This is a genomic window from Mesorhizobium sp. M8A.F.Ca.ET.208.01.1.1 (assembly GCF_004791315.1).
GTDB lineage: Bacteria > Pseudomonadota > Alphaproteobacteria > Rhizobiales > Rhizobiaceae > Mesorhizobium.
Map to the genome: position 1 here is coordinate 447399 of NZ_SRUT01000001.1, position 21055 is coordinate 468453.

General features: G+C 64.0%; 20 protein-coding genes. 9 read left to right on the top strand and 11 right to left on the bottom strand.

Going from position 1 to position 21055, the window contains the following annotated elements:
• Positions 1-22 precede the first annotated feature (22 nt).
• A complete protein-coding gene (locus EN851_RS02170) occupies positions 23-1600 on the bottom strand; it encodes a trimethylamine methyltransferase family protein (protein WP_135928436.1) in 1578 nt (525 codons plus the stop codon).
• A 255-nt stretch (positions 1601-1855) separates the two neighbouring features.
• On the opposite strand from EN851_RS02170, the gene EN851_RS02175 reads away from it, so the two are divergent.
• Positions 1856-3031, top strand: coding sequence for an MFS transporter (locus tag EN851_RS02175; RefSeq protein ID WP_135928437.1), 1176 nt, complete (start codon positions 1856-1858; stop codon positions 3029-3031).
• 96 nt (positions 3032-3127) lie between these two features.
• The gene (locus EN851_RS02180; RefSeq protein ID WP_135866738.1) at positions 3128-4288 is read left to right on the top strand and encodes an MFS transporter; all 1161 of its coding nucleotides are present in this window, start codon (positions 3128-3130) and stop codon (positions 4286-4288) included.
• A gap of 19 nt (positions 4289-4307) precedes the next feature.
• On the opposite strand, the gene EN851_RS02185 is transcribed toward EN851_RS02180, so the two are convergent.
• On the bottom strand, positions 4308-4859 hold the full coding sequence (locus EN851_RS02185; RefSeq protein WP_135928438.1) for a hypothetical protein: 552 nt from the start codon (positions 4857-4859) through the stop codon (positions 4308-4310).
• Between the two features lie 122 nt (positions 4860-4981).
• Here EN851_RS02185 and EN851_RS02190 point away from each other — a divergent pair, with 122 nt between their 5' ends.
• The 4 genes from EN851_RS02190 to EN851_RS02210 all read left to right on the top strand — a co-directional run bounded on the left by EN851_RS02190 (position 4982) and on the right by EN851_RS02210 (position 9919).
• Positions 4982-7057: a prolyl oligopeptidase family protein gene (locus EN851_RS02190; protein WP_135866742.1), complete on the top strand. Its 2076-nt coding sequence runs from the start codon at positions 4982-4984 to the stop codon at positions 7055-7057.
• A 243-nt stretch (positions 7058-7300) separates the two neighbouring features.
• Positions 7301-8680, top strand: a complete 1380-nt coding sequence (locus EN851_RS02200; RefSeq protein WP_127279361.1) for an aspartate aminotransferase family protein — start codon at positions 7301-7303, stop codon at positions 8678-8680.
• Between the two features lie 123 nt (positions 8681-8803).
• Positions 8804-9169, top strand: a complete 366-nt coding sequence (locus EN851_RS02205) for a hypothetical protein (protein ID WP_135929134.1) — start codon at positions 8804-8806, stop codon at positions 9167-9169.
• A 105-nt stretch (positions 9170-9274) separates the two neighbouring features.
• Positions 9275-9919 carry a cytochrome c oxidase assembly factor Coa1 family protein gene (locus tag EN851_RS02210; RefSeq protein WP_127279362.1) on the top strand — a complete coding sequence of 215 codons (645 nt, stop codon included), beginning with the start codon at positions 9275-9277 and terminating at the stop codon, positions 9917-9919.
• A 281-nt stretch (positions 9920-10200) separates the two neighbouring features.
• Here the strand turns inward: EN851_RS02210 and mmsB are convergent, their stop codons facing one another.
• Both mmsB and EN851_RS02220 read right to left on the bottom strand, forming a co-directional pair.
• Positions 10201-11085, bottom strand: coding sequence for a 3-hydroxyisobutyrate dehydrogenase (gene mmsB, locus EN851_RS02215; protein ID WP_127279363.1), 885 nt, complete (start codon positions 11083-11085; stop codon positions 10201-10203).
• Between the two features lie 27 nt (positions 11086-11112).
• Positions 11113-12279: an isobutyryl-CoA dehydrogenase gene (locus EN851_RS02220; RefSeq protein ID WP_135915721.1), complete on the bottom strand. Its 1167-nt coding sequence runs from the start codon at positions 12277-12279 to the stop codon at positions 11113-11115.
• 136 nt (positions 12280-12415) lie between these two features.
• Between EN851_RS02220 and EN851_RS02225 the strand changes: the two genes are divergently transcribed.
• Both EN851_RS02225 and EN851_RS02230 read left to right on the top strand, forming a co-directional pair.
• Positions 12416-13030, top strand: coding sequence for a dimethylsulfonioproprionate lyase family protein (locus tag EN851_RS02225; protein ID WP_127872714.1), 615 nt, complete (start codon positions 12416-12418; stop codon positions 13028-13030).
• Positions 13030-14505 (top strand): cobyric acid synthase, encoded by a 1476-nt coding sequence (locus EN851_RS02230; RefSeq protein WP_135928439.1) that lies wholly within the window; start codon positions 13030-13032, stop codon positions 14503-14505. Before EN851_RS02225 ends, EN851_RS02230 begins: the two co-directional genes overlap by 1 nt.
• Positions 14506-14508: 3 nt before the next feature.
• Here the strand turns inward: EN851_RS02230 and EN851_RS02235 are convergent, their stop codons facing one another.
• The 4 genes from EN851_RS02235 to EN851_RS02250 form a co-directional block, all read right to left on the bottom strand.
• Positions 14509-14928, bottom strand: a complete 420-nt coding sequence (locus EN851_RS02235; RefSeq protein ID WP_135915723.1) for a VOC family protein — start codon at positions 14926-14928, stop codon at positions 14509-14511.
• A gap of 72 nt (positions 14929-15000) precedes the next feature.
• Complete coding sequence (locus EN851_RS02240; RefSeq protein ID WP_135928440.1) at positions 15001-15831, bottom strand: AraC family transcriptional regulator; 831 nt, start codon at positions 15829-15831, stop codon at positions 15001-15003.
• 103 nt (positions 15832-15934) lie between these two features.
• Positions 15935-16105: a hypothetical protein gene (locus tag EN851_RS02245; RefSeq protein ID WP_135880587.1), complete on the bottom strand. Its 171-nt coding sequence runs from the start codon at positions 16103-16105 to the stop codon at positions 15935-15937.
• 51 nt (positions 16106-16156) lie between these two features.
• Entirely contained in the window at positions 16157-16942 is a 786-nt protein-coding gene (locus EN851_RS02250) for a TSUP family transporter (RefSeq protein WP_135880586.1), read from the bottom strand.
• Between the two features lie 119 nt (positions 16943-17061).
• Here EN851_RS02250 and EN851_RS02255 point away from each other — a divergent pair, with 119 nt between their 5' ends.
• Entirely contained in the window at positions 17062-17493 is a 432-nt protein-coding gene (locus EN851_RS02255) for a TerB family tellurite resistance protein (RefSeq protein ID WP_135880585.1), read from the top strand.
• Between the two features lie 104 nt (positions 17494-17597).
• On the opposite strand, the gene EN851_RS02260 is transcribed toward EN851_RS02255, so the two are convergent.
• From EN851_RS02260 to EN851_RS02270, 3 genes are read right to left on the bottom strand one after another with little or no spacing between them, the layout of a single operon-like run.
• Entirely contained in the window at positions 17598-19220 is a 1623-nt protein-coding gene (locus EN851_RS02260; protein ID WP_135928441.1) for a dipeptide ABC transporter ATP-binding protein, read from the bottom strand.
• Positions 19217-20086 (bottom strand): ABC transporter permease, encoded by an 870-nt coding sequence (locus EN851_RS02265; protein ID WP_135922144.1) that lies wholly within the window; start codon positions 20084-20086, stop codon positions 19217-19219. The genes EN851_RS02260 and EN851_RS02265 overlap by 4 nt, the downstream gene beginning before the upstream one ends.
• Positions 20083-21030 (bottom strand): ABC transporter permease, encoded by a 948-nt coding sequence (locus EN851_RS02270; protein ID WP_135880582.1) that lies wholly within the window; start codon positions 21028-21030, stop codon positions 20083-20085. Before EN851_RS02270 ends, EN851_RS02265 begins: the two co-directional genes overlap by 4 nt.
• Positions 21031-21055 lie beyond the last annotated feature (25 nt).

The following is a 21055-nucleotide window of genomic DNA, read 5'->3' on the forward strand; positions in this document are numbered from 1 at the left end:
CAAAGCTCACTACGGCGTACGATCAAAAATCGGTCGGTGCGCCGCCTTCGGCGGTGCGCTTCTGGACGAAGGCGTTGAGTTCCTCGCGGATCGCCGGGTCCATGTAAGGCTCCTCATAGGACCCCAGCCGCTCCTTCCAGACCTTGTTGGCCTTTTCCAGCGCTGTCGGCGAGCCGGCTTCGGCCCAGGTCTCGAAATTGCGCCAGTCGGACAGGATGGGCGAATAGAAGGCGGTCTTGTAACGATCCTGCGTGTGCTGGGTGCCGAAGAAGTGGCCGCCGGGGCCTACCGACTGGATGGCGTCGAAGCCGAGCGCCTCTTCGGAGAGGTCGAGCGGGGTCAGGAATTCTGCCACCATCTGCAGCAGGTCGATGTCCAGAATGGTCTTCTCGTAGGAGCAGCGCAGGCCACCTTCCAGCCAGCCGGCGGCGTGCATCATCAGATTGCCGCCGCCCTGGATGGCACCCCACAGCGAGAACACGCTTTCATAGGCTGCCTGCGCGTCGACCGTGTTGGCCGCGCAGGTGTTGGAGGTGCGGTAGGGAATGTTGTAGCGGCGGGCAAGCTGGCCACCGACGAGTTGCGCCTTCATGTATTCGGGTGTGCCGAAGGCCGGTGACCCGGATTTCATGTCGACATTGGAGGTGAAGCCGCCATAGCCGACCGGCGCGCCCTTGCGCACCATCTGGGCGAAGGCAATGCCCGACAGCGCCTCGGCATTCTGCTGCACCAGCGCGCCGGCAATGGTGACGGGCGCCATGGCGCCCGACAGGGTGAAGGGCGTGACGATGACGACCTGGCCCTTGCTCGACATCTGGATGATGCCTTCCATCATCGGCACGTCGAGCTTGAGCGGCGAGTTGGTGTTGATGATGGTGAAGACGGACGGCTCCGCGAGCAGTTGCTCGTGGCTGATGCCGCGCGCGATGCGGGTGATCTCGATGCCGTCGACATTGCGCTCCTTGCCGAGCGAATAGATGTGGAACACCTTGTCGGTCAGCGTTGCGAGGTCGCGGATGCATTCGAGGTGGCGGACCGACGGGTGAATATCGGTCGGCTCGACCGGATAGCCGCCCGTGCAATTCAGGATGTTGTGCATCTGGGCCAGCCGCAGGAAATTGCGATAGTCCTGCTGGTTGCCTGGCCGGCGGCCACGATCGATGTCGGAGCAATTGGGCGCCGAGGCCATCATCGAAATGATCAGATTGTCGCCGCCGAAGCGCACATTGTGGGCGGGGTTGCGGGCATGGATGGTGAATTCGGACGGGCAGTTCGACACCAGATCGAGGATCATGTCGCTGTCGAAGCGCACCCGCTCCGAGCCCTCGCGGACATCGGCGCCATGCGCCTTCATGATACGGCGGGCTTCGTCGTGCAGGACATCGACACCGATTTCCCTGAGCACGCGCAGGGAGGCGAGGTGGATCGATTCCAGCTCATCCTCGGAAACCAGCTTGGTCGGCGTCAGTGGATTTTTCAGCTGGCGGAAAGCCGGCTGCTCGAACGCGGCCGAGCCACCGGCCCGCTTTCCGGCGCGACCGCCACGGCGGGCACGGTCGGGTGCCAAAGCCGGTTCTGAAGGTTGTAGGGCGGCGGTCATGATGGTCCTCGTAGGATGCGATAACGGGCGGCATAATGGACCGGCGCCCGTCCGGCCATTGCGGAGGCGGCGACCACTAGGGCGAGGGAAGCGACATGCCCGAACGGCAGCCGCGCTGCCGCGACATTCGGCTGATCATTCATCCCTTGGCGCAAGCGGATTTTCCTCGGCGGCCCTTTCTTTCCCTGGATCGAACCAGTAGCTGGTGAGGGCTGTCGGCGGGAGGGCAGCCGGCACCTCACATGGAATGACAGCATGGTCGCGACCGGCTCGAGCGAAGGCGAAGCGGGAACGCAGTGGGCAGCGCTCGCCGGCGTCACCGCCGCGTTGGCCATGTTCGGAGCGGCGCAAGGGCTGAGCTCGCCGCTGTTCACGCTGCTGATGCAGAAGCAAGGCATGTCGCCAGGCCTGATCGGTCTGTCGGCAGCGATGATGCCGCTCGGGCTGATCCTGTCGGCCTCCTTCGTGCCGGCGGCGGTCCGGCTGGTCGGTGCGCGAAACCTGGCAGTCGGATGCTCGCTGATCGGAGCGCTGTGCTTCCTGGGCATCGGCTATCTGCAGAACTGGTTGGCCTGGTACGTCATCCGCTTCATCATCGGGGTGGTCATCAATCCGCTCTACATCCTTGGCGAGGTGTGGGCGCTGTCGCTGGCGCCGCCGTCGCGACGCGGCCGGGTGATGGGGGTGTTCAACACACTGATGGGCGCCGGCTACGCGGCCGGTCCGTTTACCCTGACCTTTATCGGGATCGAGGGCTGGGCACCCTTCAGCGTCGGCATTGGCGGCTTTTTGCTTTGCGCGGTCATTTTGCGCCTTGTCTCCTCGAAGCTTGCCGGCTTTGAGGATGACGGCCAGCCAGCAGGAAGTTTTGTCGGTTTTGCCCGGCTGGCGCCGGCGCTGCTGCTGGCGGTGCTGGTCTCGGCCGCCGTTCAGCAGAGCACCTATGCGCTGGTCCCGGTGTTCGGCGCAGGCTACGGCCAGCCTGAGGCCGTGCTCGCCGCGCTGGTGATGGCGCTGTCGCTGGGCAACATCCTTTTGCAGATCCCGCTTGGCCTGCTCGCCGAGCGCTTCGGTGGCCGGCCGATGACCCTGGCCTGCGCGGTGGCGACGACCACTTGCGCTGTCCTGCTGCCGCTGCTGATCACCACACCGCTGATCTGGGGCGTGCTTCTGGTAATGGGCGCGGTCGGCTACGGCGTCTATACGATGGCGCTCGTCGAACTCGGCAGCCGCTTCGGGGGCTCGCTGCTGGTCACCGGCAATGCGGCTTTCGCCTTGCTGTGGGGCGTCGGCGGCATCGTCGGTCCGCCGGGTGCGGGCCTGCTGATGCAAGCGATCGGACCACTGGGATTGCCGACCGTAATCATTGGCCTCGACGCTTTGCTGGTCGCCTTCGCGCTCTATAGATCGGCCCGCCGCGGAGGCTCCTGACAAGGTTTGGCTGGAGCCGCGCGTCGGTTCGGGCCGCAGGGCTTACCGCCATCGGGCCGAACCGCTAAGTCTGCAACCGCGACGGCACTGGGGATCATGGACTTGGTGGACACCAAAAGCGACGAGAGGATGCAGTGGGCGGCGATCACCGGTGTGATCGCGACCGTGTCCGTGTTCGCCATCGCGCAGGGCCTGTCCTATCCGCTTTTGAGCTTCATCCTGCAGCGCCAGGGCGTCTCGCCAGCGATGATCGGCCTGTCGGCGGCAATGACCCCTGTCGGCTTCATCCTGTCATCGCCGCTGATACCTGGCCTGGCGCGCCGGTTCGGGGCAGGGCGCACGGCGCTCACCTGCGCCGCATTCTCGGCTATCGTGCTGGCGTTGATCGGCTGGACGCAGAACGTCTATCTCTGGTTTCCGCTGCGCTTCCTGATCGGCGTGGTGACCAACCCGCTCTATGTGCTCAGTGAAATCTGGGTGATCGCGCTGGCACCGCCGGCCCGGCGCGGCCGCATCATGGGTCTCTATTCGACGATCATTTCCGCCGGCTTCGCGACCGGGCCGCTTTGCCTGCTTGCCGTCGGCACGGAAGGCTGGCCGCCATTCCTTGTCGGGATTGGCGCCTTCGTGCTGTGCGGCTTTTGCCTGGCGTCGGTTCTGCCGCAGCTGCCCAGGGTGGACGAGGCCGGGCATCGGGTTTCGGTGATGGGTTTCATGCCGCTTGCCTGGCTGCTTCTGTCGGCGGTGGTCGTGGCCGCCGGCTTCGAGCAGGCGGCGCTGGCGCTGCTGCCTGTCTATGGCACGCATCATGGCATCGCGGAGGCGCGCATGTCGGCGCTGCTGGCGGTCATGATTGCCGGCAACATTGCCATGCAGGTGCCGCTTGGCCTGCTGGCCGAGCGGCTGACGGCCCGCCTGGTACGTTTCCTCTGCGTCTTGCTGACGCTGGGCGGCTGTGTGCTGCTGCCGCTGCTGATCGAAACCCCGCTGATATGGCCCTGCGTCTTCGTCTGGGGCGCGGTGTCCTACGGCATCTACACGATGTCGATCATCGAGCTCGGCGAGCGCTTTACCGGCTCGGCGCTGGTTGCCGGCAATGCGGCATTCTCGCTGATGTGGGGCGTCGGCGGCATTCTGGTCCCGCCGCTTACCGGTGGCATGATGGATGTGCTTGGCGCGGGTGGCCTGCCGGCCACGCTTGGCGCGATCTGCGCCACGCTGGCGCTGGCGACGCTTATTCGAAGACGGGTTGTGTAGCATCGGGGTATCGGGATGCTCAAATCCCTGGTCCCGGTTTGCTCGCCAGCCTGAAAATGGCCCAGAGGTCACAGTCGGCATGGCGTTCTTCGGGATGCATCCTGCGCGGCGAATCCCGAATCTCCACGGCTCGATCGAAGTCATCAATCAGCCCGACCCTGGACAGCTCTGCATTTGCAAACACGTCTGGGAAGCCACCGCAATTGGTCAAAGCGCTGACGCCGACAGCCTGATCCATCAGGTCATAGCCCATGAAGGTGAACCCGTCCCAACCAAGCGATCGTACGTCTGCCGGAGGCCTTCGGATGACGCCAAGGATGTTGAAGTTGGCGGGATCGCCCAATTCCGAGAGCAGGAAGTCCAGGTCGACAAAGAAATCGAGCATGTTGTCTTCGTTGACGATGTGAGGCCGGTAGTTGTCCTTGATCTGCGGGAGCGCAACCGGGCAAAGCATTCCGTCGAGCGTAACGACTTCGGTCAACTGGGTGAGGCCCGACCACTCGATGTATTCCCTCCACCCGCTTCCGTGGAATGGGCTGAACTTCTCGGTTGCGATGTGAAGATGTTGCATGCCGGCTGCCTGCTCTGAACAGCTGTCGCGTCCGCGAACCGTTTTACGTGTTCCCGTTGAATGTCGGTAGCGTCATGCCGATGTTTGTGGCACCGAGCCTGATGAATTTTTCGGAGACCCGCATGACCAATTCGATCGCACAAAGGCAGCCAGGGCCAGTTGACGAGACGCAAGATCCCTTTCTCTGGCTGGAGGACAGGACCAGCAAACAATCGCTCGACTGGGTTCACCAGCAGAATGAGGTGACGGTGGCGCAATTGCAGGGCGATCCGTCCTATCAGGCGTCGTTCCAGACGGCACTCGACCTGATGACGGCCGAGGACAATATCGCGGTCGGCGCGGCAATCGCGGGCCATGTCTACAATTTCTGGCAGGACAAGACCAATGCGCTCGGCCTGTGGCGGCGCACGACAGTCGCTTCCTACAAGACCGACAAGCCCGAATGGGAAACGATCATCGACTTCGACCAACTGGCGGCGAAGGAGGGGATAAAGTGGGTGTTCGGCGGCGCTGTCAGACTCTACCCCGATTTCAACCGCTGCCTGGTCTCGATGTCGCCCGATGGCGGTGATGCCAGTGCAATGCGCGAGTTCGACATCGCGGCCAAGTCCTTCGTCGAAGGCGGTTTTCAGGCGTCGGCCTCGAAATCGGGCTTCGGCTGGCTGGATGAGGACACGGTCATCGTCTCGGCCGCGTTCGAAGAGGCCGACAAGACAGAGTCCGGATATCCGCGCGTGGTCAAGCTCTGGAAGCGCGGCACCAGGCTGGAAGAGGCAACCCCGATCTTCGAGGGAAAGACCGAGGATCTCGCCGTTGGCGCCGGCGTCGAGTTCGACGGCGAGAAGCGCCATCTGTTTCTGGCGCGGACACTCAACTTCTTCGCATCGCACAGTTTCCTGCGCCTCCCTTCGGGCGAGAACCGCCGCATCCCGCTGCCCGACGACGTTACCGACACCGCGCTCTTCAGGGATCAGCTGGTGTTCGGGGTGCGCACTCCGTGGACGGCGCCGGACGGCACCGCATGCCAGCCGGACGGGCTTTATTCGCTCGACTTCGCGTATTGGATCGAAACTGGCGGTTTTGGCGCCATCGAGACCTTGCTGGCGCCGGCGCATCGCGTCTCGATTGCCGGGCTCGCCAGAACGCAGGACCGCCTGTTCATCAACCTGATGGACAATGTCCGCGGCAAAGTTATCGTCTGCGAGCGCAAGGATGGCGCCTGGTCGCTGAAGCCTGTCGCGCTGCCTGAAAACGGCACTGTCGGCATCAGCCATGCAGAGCATTTCGGCTCCACCGTGTCCTTTTCCTTCACCGATTTCCTCACGCCAAGCTCGATCATCTGGTCCGATGACGATGGCGAGACGCTGGCCACCGTGAAGTCGCAGCCGGCCCGCTTCGATGCCTCGCCGCTGATCTCGGAACAGTTCGAGGCACGATCGAAGGACGGCACGATGATCCCTTACTTCGTCGTCAGGCGGCGGGACCAGAACGGGCCGGTGCCGACGCTGCTCTATGGCTATGGCGGCTTCGAAGTGCCGCTCTTGCCTGGCTATGCCGGCGTGCGCGGCAGGCTGTGGCTGGAGAAAGGCAATGCCTATGTGCAGGCCTGCATTCGCGGTGGTGGCGAATTCGGACCTGGCTGGCACCAGGCGGCGCTGAAAGGCAAGCGCCAGAACGGCTTCGACGACTTTGCCGCGGTGGCCGAGGATGTCGTCAGGCGCGGTATTGCGACAGCCCAATCGCTCGGCATTCAGGGCGGCTCCAACGGCGGCCTGCTGACCGGCGCTTCCCTGACACAGCATCCCGAGCTTTTCGGCGCCGTCATCATCGAGGTGCCGCTGCTCGACATGCTGCGCTACACCGAATTGCCGCCGGGCGCTTCGTGGATGGCCGAATATGGCGATCCGTCAAAGCCGGAAGATGCCCAGTGGCTTTCGGCCTATTCGCCCTATCAACATGTCAAGGCGGATGCCGCCTATCCGCCGGTACTCTTGACCACCTCGACCGCCGACGACCGGGTCCACCCCGGCCACGCGCGCAAGATGGCGGCCCGCCTGCTGGAGGCCGGACATGGCAAAACGCTGTTCTTCGAGGAGACCGAAGGCGGACATGGCGGGCGCGGCGACCGCCGGCCGCAGGCGGCGCAGACGGCGATGAAGTATGTGTTTCTGCAGCGGGCGCTGAGCGGCGAAGCCTGATCTCATTCCAGCACCACTTGAGCAAAGGGTGGTTCACCTCGACCGCCCTTTGCTCTAAGGTACCTTCATGGCTCTCGCTAGACTATCAGCTCGTGCGTTTCGGGTCGCGGTGACACCGTCATCGCGCACGCTGCGCGCCGAGCTTTTGCGGCTGTGCGCCCGTATCGGTTATTCGCCACCTGCCGTCCTCTGACGAATTCGCCCCGGCGCCGCCGGAATGATTTCAGAGGAAAGATCAAATCAATGACCTATCAGAACTATTCGCTGAAGCAGCTTCAGCAGATCGACGCCGCGCATCACTTGCATCCCTTCACCGACCATAAGGAGTTGCGCGAGGCTGGCGCGCGCGTCATCACTCACGCCAATGGCCCGTTCATCTACGATTCCGAAGGGACGGAACTGCTGGATGGGATGGCCGGCCTGTGGTGCGTCAATATCGGCTACGGCCGTGACGAACTGGCCGAGGCTGCCTATGCCCAGATGAAGGAACTGCCTTACTACAATTCCTTCTTCAAATGCTCGACGCCGACGCCGGTGCTGTTGTCGAAGAAGCTGGCCGAGATCGCACCGAAAAACGTCAACCAGGTGTTTTATGGCTCGTCCGGTTCAGAGGCCAACGACACCGCCTTGCGGCTTGTGCGCCACTATTGGGTGCTGGAAGGCAAGCCGGAGAAGAACCGCGTCATCTCGCGCAAGATGGCCTATCACGGCTCGACCATCGCCGGCACCTCGCTCGGCGGCATGGATGCCATGCACAAGCAGCTCAACGGCGCGGTGCCCAACATCGTCCATGTGATGATGCCCTATGCCTATGAGCTGGCTCTGCCTGGCGAAAGCGACCATGATTTCGGCCTGCGCGCGGCCAAATCGGTCGAGGATGCCATCCTGGAGGCCGGCGCCGAGAAGGTCGCGGCGTTCATCGGCGAGCCGGTGATGGGCGCGGGCGGCGTCAAGATCCCGCCGGCAAGCTACTGGCCCGAAGTGCAGCGCATCTGCCGCAAATACGATGTGCTGTTGATGCTGGACGAGGTCATCACCGGCTATGGCCGCACAGGCGAGTGGTTCGCGGCCCAGACCTTCGGCATCGAACCGGACACCATCACCACGGCCAAGGCGCTGACGTCGGGCTATCAGCCGCTCTCGGCGCTGCTGGTGGGCGATCGCATTGCGTCGGCGCTGGTCGAGAAGGGCGGCGAGTTCAACCATGGCTACACCTATTCGGGGCACCCCGTTGCCTGCGCCGTGGCGCTGAAGAACCTCGAGATCATCGAGAGGGAAGGCCTGGTCGACCGCGTCAGGAACGACACCGGACCCTATTTCGCCAAGGCGCTGCAGGAGCGCATCGCCGGGCATGATCTGGTCGGCGAGGTGCGTTCCATCGGCCTGATGGGCGCGATCGAGATCGTCAAGGACAAGGCGACGAAGGAGCGCTTCCTGCCGTCGGGAAGTGCTGCGGTTGTTGTGCGCGACCACGCGATCGCCAACGGCATGATGCTGCGCGCCACCGGCGACACGATGATCCTGTCGCCGCCGCTGATCTGGACCCGCGACACCATCGACATGGCCTGCGAGCGCATCGGCAAGGCGCTCGACCTGGCGCAGGCCGACCTGCGCAAGCGCTAAGAAACGAGGCAGGCGCCCACCAATCGGACGCCTGCCTCAAAATATCGTCGCGGTCGGAACGAATATTGCTACCGCGCGTAGTTGATGGCGCAGCGCAGCGGCTGCCCTATGGGGATTGTGTTCATGAACAGGACTGGCAGGAGCCGGCGCCGCCGAGAAGCGGTCACGATCGGCAGCGATCTCATGCTGGCGCCGATGGTGGCGATGATGCGCCTGCCTCTCATGGCAATGGACGCCGGAAGCGGCCAGCCGTGGGGAACCGAAACCGCGCGGGCAGTCAACGAGAAGACGGTTGCGCTGGCTGAAGGCGTCATCGCGGCGCAGATGTCCCTGCTGCAATCGGCGACCCGTTTCTGGCCCGAGATCTTTTCCGGCCTTACTCCGTCGCTGCTCAATGGCATTGCGGCGGAACGATCAATCAGCGCCGCGCTGAAGCCCGCCAGCCGAGCGGTGAAGGCGAATTTTCGCCGGCTTTCCACAAAGACCTGATCCACAGTGTCTGCTCAGGCGCATGGGGGTGCGCGGAACTTTGATTTTGCGCATCGTCCAGATCATGGGCTAGAACCAGCCGGTATAGTTACTGAGGGGGAAGCAATGGCCGGACAACCGCTCAACCAGCCGGCTGAAATTCCAGCCGAACTCGACCGCTGGAACTGGGGCGCCTTCTTCCTGAACTGGATTTGGGGCATCGGCAACAGTACCTTCATCGCGCTGCTGGCGCTGATCCCCGTCGTCAACCTCATCATGATCTTCGTGCTCGGCGCACGCGGCAGCCGCTGGGCCTGGCGGAACCGGGCCTGGCGCGACGCCGAGCAATTCCGCAAGACGCAGCGCAACTGGGCGATTGCCGGTCTTGCCGTCTGGGTGGTCAGCATCGGCGGCTGTGCGACGATGGTCGGCAGCATCCCTTTCGTGCTCAAGGGCAGCGACGCCTACCGGATGACCATGGACGCCGTCCGTGCCGACACCCGGGTGAAGGCCACGATCGGCGACGATGTGGCCGATAATTTCTGGGTCGGCGGTAATCTCAATGTCAATGCGAATGGCGCCGGCGACGCCCAGTTCAGTATTCCCGTCCACGGCGCCAAGGGCAAGGGCACCGTGTTTTCGCATCTCGTTCGCAATGCAGGCACATGGAGCACGCGCCTGCTCGTGGTCCGCGTCGACGGCGTCGATGCACCGATCGTGCTGACCAATGAAGATCACGTGCCGATCCCGGGTGCGGCGATCGGAATATAAATGATCGTGGATAGCAAAGGGGCCTGAAATGCAAAAACCGCGCCCCATCGGGAACGCGGCTTTGCCAGATACGCATGGCGTTTCGCTACGAAGACACTTGCGAAACTTACGGGCTCCGGTACGCGAGACCTGATCCGGAGCGCCGGGCGGATGCGATATGTCCGCCTCGCAATCCGTTTTATAGGGACATCGTTACCGCAGAGTTATCGAGAGCTTAAGCAAATCTAAATTTGCGGGTCTTTCTCCGCAAAGACCCGGGAAAAGTCTATCGAATCCGCTGTTTAGGCCGGGTTGCCGCGCAGAAAATTAATTATGCCGGAAAAATCGGCGCCGCCATGGCCCTGGGCGTTGAACAGCGCATAGAGCTGCGCCGCCTCGGCGCCGAGCGGTGTCACGGCGCCCGCGCCAAGCGCTGCTTCCTGGGACAATTTCAGGTCTTTCAGCATGAGAGCCGCGGCAAATCCCGGCTTGTAATCCCTGTTGGCGGGCGAAGTGGGCACCGGGCCGGGCACCGGGCAATAGGTGGTCAGAGACCAGCATTGGCCCGACGAGGTCGAGGCGACGTCGAACAGCGCCTGATGCGACAGGCCGAGTTTCTCCGCCAGCACGAAGGCCTCGGCAACGCCGATCATCGAAATGCCGAGGATCATGTTGTTGCAGATCTTGGCGGCCTGGCCGGCGCCGTCACCGCCGCAATGGACGATGCGCCCGGCCATCGGCTTCAGGATCGGCTCGGCGGCGGCGAAGGCATCGTCGGAACCGCCGGCCATGAAGGTCAACGTGCCGGCTGTCGCCCCGCCGGTGCCACCGGAGACCGGCGCATCGATCGACAGCAGGCCGTGTTTGGCGGCGATTGCATGCGCCTTGCGCGCCGATTCCACGTCGATGGTCGAGGAATCGATGAACAAGGCATTTTTCTTCGCCTTGGGGGCGATATCCTCATAGACCGACAGCACGTGCTTGCCGGCAGGCAGCATGGTGATGACGACATCGGCATCCTTCACGGCGGCAACGGCGTTGGCCATGATTGTGATGCCATGCTCGCGCGCGATCGTCAGGTTCTCTGTCATCAGGTCGAAGCCGTGCACCGCATGCCCCGCCTTGACGAGATTGGCGGCCATCGGATTGCCCATGTTACCGAGGCCGATGAAGGCGATCGTCGTCATTTGTCTCACTCCCGGAGTTTGCTGGCTTCAGCGTCCTATCAGCGCCCGCGCGATGATGACGCGCATGATCTCGTTGGTGCCTTCCAGAATCTGGTGGACGCGCAGGTCGCGGACCAGCTTCTCGATGCCGTAATCATGCAGATAGCCATAGCCGCCGAGCAGTTGCAGCGCATCGTTGGCGACGTTGAAGCCGGTGTCGGTGACGAAGCGCTTTGCCATCGCCGACCATTTACCGGCGTCCGGAGCCTTGCGGTCGAGCTTCGAGGCCGCCGCATAGAGGAAGATGCGCGCTGCCTGCAGTTCGGTCTCCATGTCGGCCAGCCTGAACTGCAGCGCCTGGAACTGGTTGATCTTCGAGCCGAAGGCCTTGCGCTCGGCCGTGTAGGCCAACGCCTTGTCGAGCGCCGACTGCGCGCCGCCCAGCGAACAGGCGGCGATGTTCAGCCGGCCGCCGTCGAGCCCGGCCATGGCGATGCCGAAACCGGCGCCTTCGCCCGACAGGAGGTTCTCGGCCGGCACCTTGCAGTCCTCGAAGATGACTTGGCGGGTCGACTGCATGTGCCAGCCCATCTTGTGCTCGTTGGCCCCGAAGGACAGGCCTGGCGCATCCTTGGGCACGACGATGGTGGAGATGCCTTTCGGGCCATCGGCGCCGGTGCGCACCATGACGGCATAGACATCGCTGTCGCCGGCGCCGGAGATGAACTGCTTTGCGCCGTTGAGCACATAGTCGCCGCCGCTCTTCACCGCGCGCGTCTTCAGGGCGGCGGCATCGGAACCGGAACCCGGCTCGGTCAGGCAGTAGCTCGCCAGCCATTCCATCGAGGTGAGCTTCGGCAGGAAGCGCTGTCGCTGCTCCTCATTGCCGAAACGGTCGATCATCGATGCCACCATGTTGTGGATAGAGATGAAGGACGAAAAGGCCGGATCCGCGTGCGACAGCGCCTCGAAGATCAGCACTGCGTCGAGGCGTCCGAGAGCCGATCCCCCGACATCATCCCTGATGTAGATGCCGCCGAGGCCGAGCGGCCCTGTCTCGCGGATCACGTCGGCGGGGAAGAGTTTCCTGCGGTCCCAGTCGAGTGCGTTCGGCGCGACGCGATCGGCGGCGAAGGCCTGCGCCATCTCCTGGATGGCGCGCTGTTCCTCGGTGAGTTCGAACTGGCTGGTGCTCGCATCGACCGCGGCGTCCATGGCGTGCTCCCTGATGTCTGACCTGCTGGCCTGTCGTTTTTGGCTTTGCGCGCGCACCAATCTAGACCAATGATGCCGCCGCGCAACCCGAGCCGCCGCGGAGCGGCTGTGCACCAATGCATGTCCGGAGCAAGATGTGACGACAAAATTCGATGAGCTGTTGGGACAGTTCCACGCCTATCTTGCTTCCGTCGATGATGCCCTGGTGCGCGACGCCGTGGCGCGTATCGGCTGGGATATGCCGGCCCGCGATTTGGAGCCGCGTCCGCTTGGCTGCCTGCGCCATCTCGACCGCGCCGCCGAACTGGCACCGCCGGATGCGAAACCCCTGGTGCGATTGCTGGCCGAGCGGCGCAACGAATTGCATTGGGGGCAGACCTATACCGAGGCTGATTTCGGCAAGGCCTTCATCGACAATTACGGCTGGCTGGAAATGTTCGGCACGCGCGGCCATTTCGCCAACGACGAGGTCGCCGCAGGCCTGCTGATGCTCGGACCCGGGATCGTCTATCCCGACCATCATCACGTCGCCGAGGAGATCTATATTCCGCTGACCGGCGGCACCGAGTGGCGCATGGGCGAGGGCGGCTTTCGCAAGCGGGAGGCCGGCGAGGTCGTCCACCATGTTTCCAACGTCAACCACGCCATGCGTACCGGCAAGGAGCCGCTGCTGGCGCTTTATATCTGGCGCGGCGGGCCGCTGGCGCAGAAATCCACGATCACCGGAACCTCGATGCAGGACAGGAGCTGATGGCCAGGGCAATCATGCTGCAAGGCACGGGCTCGGATGTCGGCAAGACGGTGCTTGTCGCAGGGCTATGCCGTGCCGCCAGGAATCGCGGCCTGAAAGTGCGGCCGTTCAAGCCGCAGAACATGTCGAACAACGCCGCCGTCGCCGATATTCCCGGCGACAACAACCATGGCGGCGGCGAGATCGGCCGCGCGCAATGGCTGCAGGCGATCGCTTGCGGGGTTGCGCCGTCGGTCCATATGAACCCGGTGCTGCTCAAGCCGCAGACCGATGTCGGCGCCCAGGTCATCGTCCAGGGCAAGGTGTTCGGCGAGGCGAGGGCTCGCGACTATCAGGCGCTGAAGGGCCGGCTGATGGATGCCGTGCTGGAGTCCTGGGGAAAGGTCGGCGCGGGCGCCGATCTGGTCATTGTCGAGGGTGCCGGTTCGCCAGCCGAAATCAACCTCAGAAGCCGCGACATCGCCAATATGGGTTTTGCCACACGGGCCGATGTACCGGTGGTGCTGGTCGGGGACATTGATCGCGGCGGCGTCATCGCCTCGATCGCCGGCACGCATCTGATCCTGCCGGAAGAGGACCGGCGCATGATCGCCGGTTATCTCATCAACAAGTTCCGGGGAGACGTCTCGCTGTTCGATGATGGCTTGAAGGCGATCGGGAAATTCACCGGATGGCGCTGTTTTGGCGTCGTGCCGTGGCTCAAGGCGGCGGCGCGGCTGCCCTCGGAGGATTCCGTGGTGCTGGAGCGGCTGGCGTCCGGCGAGGCGCGCGCGTTGAAAGTGGCGGTGCCAATGCTTGGCCGCATCGCCAATTTCGACGATCTCGACCCGCTCAAGGCCGAACCGCAGGTCGAAGTGGTGTTCGTGCCGCCGGGAAAGAAGCTGCCGGTCGATGCCGGGCTGGTGGTCATTCCCGGCTCCAAGTCGACGATCGGCGACCTCCTGAAATTTCGCGAGAACGGCTGGGACCGGGATCTCGCGGCGCACCGCAAGCGCGGCGGCCATGTCGTCGGCATTTGCGGCGGTTTCCAGATGCTCGGCCGCATGGTGCGCGATCCCGACGGCATCGAAGGCGGCGTCACCGAGGCCGTGGGCCTCGGGCTGCTCGATGTCGAGACGGTGATGGAGCCGGAAAAGACGGTGCGCAATGTCAGCGCCCGCTCGGTGCCGTTCGACCTGCCGCTCGAGGGTTACGAAATCCATCTCGGCCGCACGACGGGTCCGGACACCAGGCGGCCGTCGGCGATCATCAATGGCGCCGAGGACGGCGCGATCTCGGCCGATGGCAAGGTGATCGGCACGTATATGCATGGCCTGTTCGGCGCCGACGGCTTTCGCGGGAAATTCCTCGAAAGCCTGGGTGTCAGGAGCGGTGGCATAGATTACCGAGCCGAGGTCGAGCGCGCGCTGGACGAGGTCGCCGCCGAGCTGGAAACCCATCTCGACTGTGATGCGATTTTTTCATTGGCACGTTGAAGGTCAGGCCTTCTCACCGGCCTTCGGCCAGTAGGTGCCGAACGACCAGACATTGCCTTCAGGGTCGCGGCAGATGAATTCGCGGCTGCCATAATCGCGGTTCGTCAGTTCCTGGATGATCGTCGCGCCGGCCTTCCTGGCTTTGGCGTAGGCGGCGTCGGCATCGTCGACGGCGATATAGATCGACTTGCCGCCGCCTGAACCGGGTTCGCCGACCATCTTGCCGTAGTCGTCGTCGCGCACCGTGCCCAGCATGATCATCGAGGAGCCGAAGACCAGTTCGGCATGGTGCACGACATCGCCTTCGCCATAGCGGGCACGGACACTGAAACCGAAGGCTTCGCCCAGCCAGTCGATCATCCCCGCCGCATTCTTGTAGCGCAGGGCAGGGTAGAGCCGGGGTGCTTCAGTGGTGGTGGGCATCGGAACCTCCTTCATCTGGATCGGTCTATGCCTCACTCTGGCCAAGGGCCGTTCCTGCGTCTTGAAGAAATGTTACCTGACCGAAAGTGCCGTTGGTGTCTCACCGGCGAGCTCGCGGAATTCGCGCACCAGATGCGCCTGGTCGGCATAGCCGCAATCGGCGGCGACATCCGCCCAGTCGGCGGTCGGCTCCCTCGACAGGCGGAGCGCCCGGTTGAAGCGGACGATGCGCGACAGCGTCTTGGGGCCGATGCCGGTCGCGTCGGAGAATTTGTCGGCGAGATGTTTGCGGCTCCAGCCCAATTGTTCGGCAAGCGATGCGATCCGGGTCCGGCCGCCTGATGTGATGATGCGGTCATAGGCCCAGGCGATTTCGAGCGGTGTTTCGGCGGCGCTCTCGAGACGTGCGGCGACGAAGGCCTCGGCAAGATCGAAACGTGCCGTCCAGTCAGGCGTGTTGCCCAGCCGTTCGCGCAGCGCCGCGCCCTCCGCGCCAAGCACGTCGTCGAGTACGACCATGCTGTCAGTCAATTCGCTCATCGGCAGGCGGAAGAAGCGGCGTGCGCCAAGAGGGGTGAAATTGACCTGGATGCAGCAGGCGCCGCCGAAGGATTCGATCATCACCGGACCAGCGAAAAGGCCGGCGGCGAAACTGGCGAAGCGGTCATTGTCATCAGGCGCCTTGCCGAGGCCGATGGCGAACGGCTCGGCGAAGCTGATCACCAGCGGCACCGTCAGCGACGCGTATTCGACATTGCGGAAATGCCCGGTAGCTGTTTCGCGATAGCCGCAGATGTCGGTGACAACGCCGTCAAGCGCGGCGTTGGGAAGCCGCCGGCGCATTTCGAACAGCCCCGATATGGAGCGATCCTGTTCTTTCGGGCGCTGCATCTCGATTGGCATCGGCCATCCTTCCGCCAAGCGAATTTAGCAGAGGCCGCATCAGAATCAAAAACGCCCGGCTTTGGCCGGGCGCTCTCGGTCCCCACTTGTCGAGGGAAACTTGTCAGGCGCCGCGCATCAGGCAGCCGGCAGCGAGCACGATGTAGGCGACAAGCACGATCCACACCGATGCAAGAGGAATGAACGCAAGAACGCCAAGCGCGGCGAGAATGCCGATGATGGCGATGACCAGGGAAATGATGAAAACAATCTGGGTAGGCGCGCTGAGATTCATGTCTGGCTCCTGCAACATGATTCGAACAGCGATATTGTAACAGGCGCGTGATCACGCACCAATCATGACACGCAGCGGGTTGGCCGGATCGGCCAGCAGCTTCACCGCCAGAGCCACGCAGACGACCACCAGCAGCGGCTTGATCAACCTGGCGCCGATGCGCATGGCAAGGCTGGCACCAAGCCGGGCGCCGAGGAACTGGGCAACGCCCATCATCAGGCCGATCTTCCAGGAGATGACGCCGACAGCGGCAAAGACGATGAAGCCGCCAATGTTGGAAGCGAAATTGAGCAGTTTGGTGTGCGCTGTCGCCTTGAGCACGCCGTAGCCGGCAAGGGCGACGAAGGCCAGCATGTAGAAGGAACCGGCGCCCGGCCCGAACACGCCGTCATAGAAGCCGATGGCCGGCACCAGGGTCACGCCGAACAGGAAGGGCGACAGGCGCTCGGCCCGGTCGACATCGTTCATGTTGGGCTTGAGGGCGAAGTATAGCGCGATGGCAATCAGCACCAGCGGCAAGGCCGCGCGCAACAGGTCTCCGGGCACGATCGTGGCCAGTAATGCGCCGATGGCGCCGCCGGCAAGTGCCAGCAGCGCCGATGGCAATTGCCGGCGCAGGTCGACATGACCTTTCGAGGCATAGTGGATGGTCGCCGACCCCGAGCCGAACATGCCTTGCAGCTTGTTGGTTCCAAGTGCCTCGACCGGTGAAAAACCGGCAAGCAGCAGTGCGGGGATGGTGATCAATCCGCCGCCGCCGGCAATCGAATCGACAAAACCCGCGGCGAAAGCCGCGAAGGCGAGGATGGCGATGGACTGGGCGGTGAGGTCGATCATCTGATGTGTCGAGATGTCCGGTCGGCTGAGATAGCGCGCGTTCGACCACGACCACCCCGTTTGCGCAAGGCCGATTCCGCGCTAATTCTATCAAAGAGGAATCGGAAAGGGGGCCGTTCATGGCATTCGCATTGCTGGACCAGATACGCTCGATCTTCGACGGCGACCCGGGCGTGCGCAAGGTCGCGGACGATCCCGTCCTGTCGGCGGAACTGCTGATGCTGTTCCGCATGATCCTGGCCGACGGCACGGTGAGCGAGAGCGAGATGGTTGCCTTCCGGCGCATCTGCAAGGAGGCTTTCGGCATTCCGGAAACCAGCATCGACAGCGTCATCGAATATCTCAACGAATTCGGCTACGAGACCAACGGCTCGCAGGCGATCGCGCTGTTCCGCGACCTCGACGTCGAACGCCGCAAGCAATTGGCGCAGCACATGGCGGAGATCGCCAAGGCGGATTCGCAACTGGCCGAGAGCGAGGTGCGGCTGCTGCGCCGCACGCTCGATTTGCTCGACATCAGCCCGGTCGACGTGGTGAAGCCGGAAGAGTAGGGGGCGGAGGTCCCGGCCGGGCCTGCTGCCTGCGGCATCTCCCCAGCGTTCGCGGCCTTCCATCGGGCCACTGGCACGATGGATTTGCATCGAGAACCGGTCGCTCACCCCTGTTCCTGCATCCGCTTGGCGATTGCGCGGCGCAGATCCGGCGCCGCCGCTACCAGCGCCCTGGCGGCCTCGGATTGCGGATGGTCGAGCACGTCGTTCGTCTTGCCGCGCTCGACGATCTTGCCCTCATGCATGACCAGCACTTCGTCCGTGATGGCGCGGGCGACGGTCAAATCATGGGTGATGAAGAGATAGGCGACGCCGAGTTTCTGGTTGAGTCCGGCGAAAAGGTCCAGGATCTGCGCGCGGATCGAGACATCGAGTGCCGAGACCGGCTCGTCGGCGACCACCAGTTTTGGGCGGGTGATGATGGCGCGGGCGATCGACAGGCGCTGGCGTTGGCCGCCCGAAAATTCGTGCGGGTATTTGTCCATGTCACGCTGGTCGAGGCCGACCTCGTGCAGCGCATGCGCCACCATCTCCCGGCTTTCGGCGCGCGTCGGTTTTTTCTCCAGGACATGCAGGGGCTCGGCGACCAGTTTTTCGACCTTCTGGCGCGGATCGAAGGAGCCGTAGGGGTCCTGGAAGACGACCTGCATATCGCGCCTGGCGGGCTTCAACTCGGCTTCGCTCTTGCCGGTGATGGCTTCGCCGCGAAAGCGGATCGCGCCCGAACTCGGCCGGTCCAGCGCCAGGATCATGCGGGCAAGGGTCGACTTGCCGCAGCCGGAGCGGCCGACCAGCGCCACCGACTGGCCCGACGCCATCGACAGGGAGACGTCGTCGACCGCGCGGATGGCAGGCGCGCGCCTGAACAGCGAAGTCCGGCGGCCGGGATAGTCGCGGGTGATGCCTTCGACCTGCAGCAGGGGTTGGTCCGTCCCGACGAGATGAGGTTTGGCGCGCGCCGGAACATGCATCGAGGCCTGCGCCAGTTGGCGCGTATAGGGATGCAGCTGACCGGAGAGCGTGCGCGCCGTGTCGCCGGCCTCCATCACCTCGCCATGGCGTAGGATGGTGATCCGGTCGGCCATCTCGGTCACGACGGCGAGATCATGCGAGATCAGCAGCAGGCCCATGCGGTTTTCCGCGACGAGGTCGCGCAGGAGGTCGAGGATCTGCGCCTGCAGCACCACGTCGAGCGCCGTCGTCGGCTCGTCGGCGATCAAGAGCTTCGGCTTCAGCGCGCAGGCAATGGCGATGACGACGCGCTGGCGCTGGCCGCCGGACAATTCGTGCGGATAGCGCGACAGCGGGAACTTTGCCGAAGGCAGCCCGACGCGGTCGAGCATTTTTCGCGCCCGCTCCTCTGCGTCGGCTCGGCTTGCCCTGGTGTGCCAGCGTATGCCTTCGGCGACCTGTTCGCCGATCGTCTTGACAGGATTGAGCGCCGTCATCGGCTCCTGGAACACCATGCCGATGTCGTCGCCGCGCAGGGCGCACATCTGGTCCTCGGTTGCCGCGAGGATATCGATGCCGTCGAATGTGACGCGCCCGGTGGCGCGAGCGGCATGGGGCAGGAGCCGCATCACCGTCAGCGCGGTCATCGATTTGCCGGAGCCGGATTCGCCGACCAATCCCATGATCTCGCCGGGCGCGACGGAGAGCTCGATCTCCTTCAGGATCGGCGTGTCGCCGATGGTCAACGATAGGTTTTCGATCTCCAGCAGGCTCATCGCTGCCGCCGCGATTTCGGGTCGAGAATATCGGCGATGCCGTCGCCCAAAAGGTTCAGGCCGAGCACGGTGACGACGATCGCCATGCCGGGGAAGATCGCCATCCACGGTGCCACCACCATGCGCGTCTGGGCGTCGAACAGCATGCGGCCCCAGCTCGGCATTGGCGGCTGCGCGCCGAGGCCGAGATAGGAAAGCCCCGCTTCGGCCAGGATGCCCAGCGCGAACTGGATGGTGCCTTGCACCAGCAGCAGCGTGGCAATGTTGGGCAGCACATGTTCGATCGATATCTGCGTGCTGCTCTTGCCGGCGGCGCGCGCGGCCAGGATGAATTCGCGCGGCCAGACGGCAAGCGCGCCGGCGCGGGCGACGCGGGCAAAGACCGGGATGTTGAAGATGCCGATGGCGATGATGGCGTTGACGGCGCCGGGCCCGAAAATGGCGGTGATCATGATCGCCGAGAGCAGCGCCGGGAAGGCGAAGACGAGGTCGTTGACGCGCATCAGCGCCTCGTCGACGAGGCCGCCGCGCGCGGCGGCAAAGGTGCCGAGCGGCACGCCGACACCCATGCCGATGCCGACCGCGACCAGCGCCACGGCAATCGAGTTGCGGGCGCCGACCATGATCATCGACAGGATGTCGCGGCCGAAATGGTCGGTGCCGAACCAATGGGTCAGCGAGGGGCCTTGCGTCTTGTCGGCTATGACCAGCTTGGTCACATCGTAGGGTGTCCAGACGTAAGAGATCAAAGCCATCGCTAGGATCAGCACGGTGATGGCGAAGCCGGTGACGAAGGCGGTATTTCCAAACGCCTTGGCCAGGATGCTGCGGAACGTCTCCTCGGGGATGTCGATGCGCAGCGTCATTGCCGGCTTCTCAGGCGCGGGTCTACCACCGCATAGGAAAGGTCGACGACGAGGTTGACGGCAATGACGGCTGCGACCAGCAGCATGACGACGCTTTCGACGACGATCAGGTCGCGCTGGGTGATCGCCTGGAACACCAGCCGGCCGAGCCCGGGCAAGTAGAAGACATTCTCGATGATGATGGTGCCGGCGAGCAGGAAGGCGAATTGCAAGCCAAGGATGGTCAGCACCGGGATCATGGCGTTGCGCAGTGCGTGCCGCCACAGCACGGCACGATAGGGGAGACCCTTGGCGCGAGCGGTGCGGATATAGTCCTCGTTCAGCACCTCGATCAGCGCCGAGCGGGTGACGCGCGCGAGGATCGCCGCTTGTGGTAGGGCAAGCGCCACCGCCGGCAACAGCAGCGATTTCAGCGCCGGCCAGGCGCCGGCAGACCAGCCCGGAAAACCACCGGCCGGGACCAGCCGCAGCCAGACGGCAAAGACATAGATCAGCATCAGCGCGAACCAGAAATTGGGCACGGCGACGCCAAGCTGCGCCACGCCCATTGAAATCGTGTCGCCGGCCCGTCCGCGCCGGCTGGCGGAATAAAGCCCGACCGGAACGGCGATGATGGTGGAGAGCGCAAGCGCGATCAGCGCCAGCGGCAACGAGACGGCGAGCCGCTCACGCACAAGATCGATGACCGGCACCGAATAGGTATAGGAGCGGCCGAAATCGAGGCTGAGCAGGCCGCCGGCCCAGTGCAAATAGCGCAGGACGAGCGGCGCGTTGAGGCCCATCTGGTTGCGCAGCAGTTCCACCTGGTCGGCGCTGGCGTTCATGCCCAGCATCAGCCGCGCAGGGTCGCCGGGGAGGATTTCCAGCACGGCGAAGACCACCATCGAGGCAAGCACCAGCGTGGCAAGGGCGATGGCAAGGCGCTTGAGGAGGTAGGCGGTCATGGGAGGCGAAGGAGCGGCGCTCGCA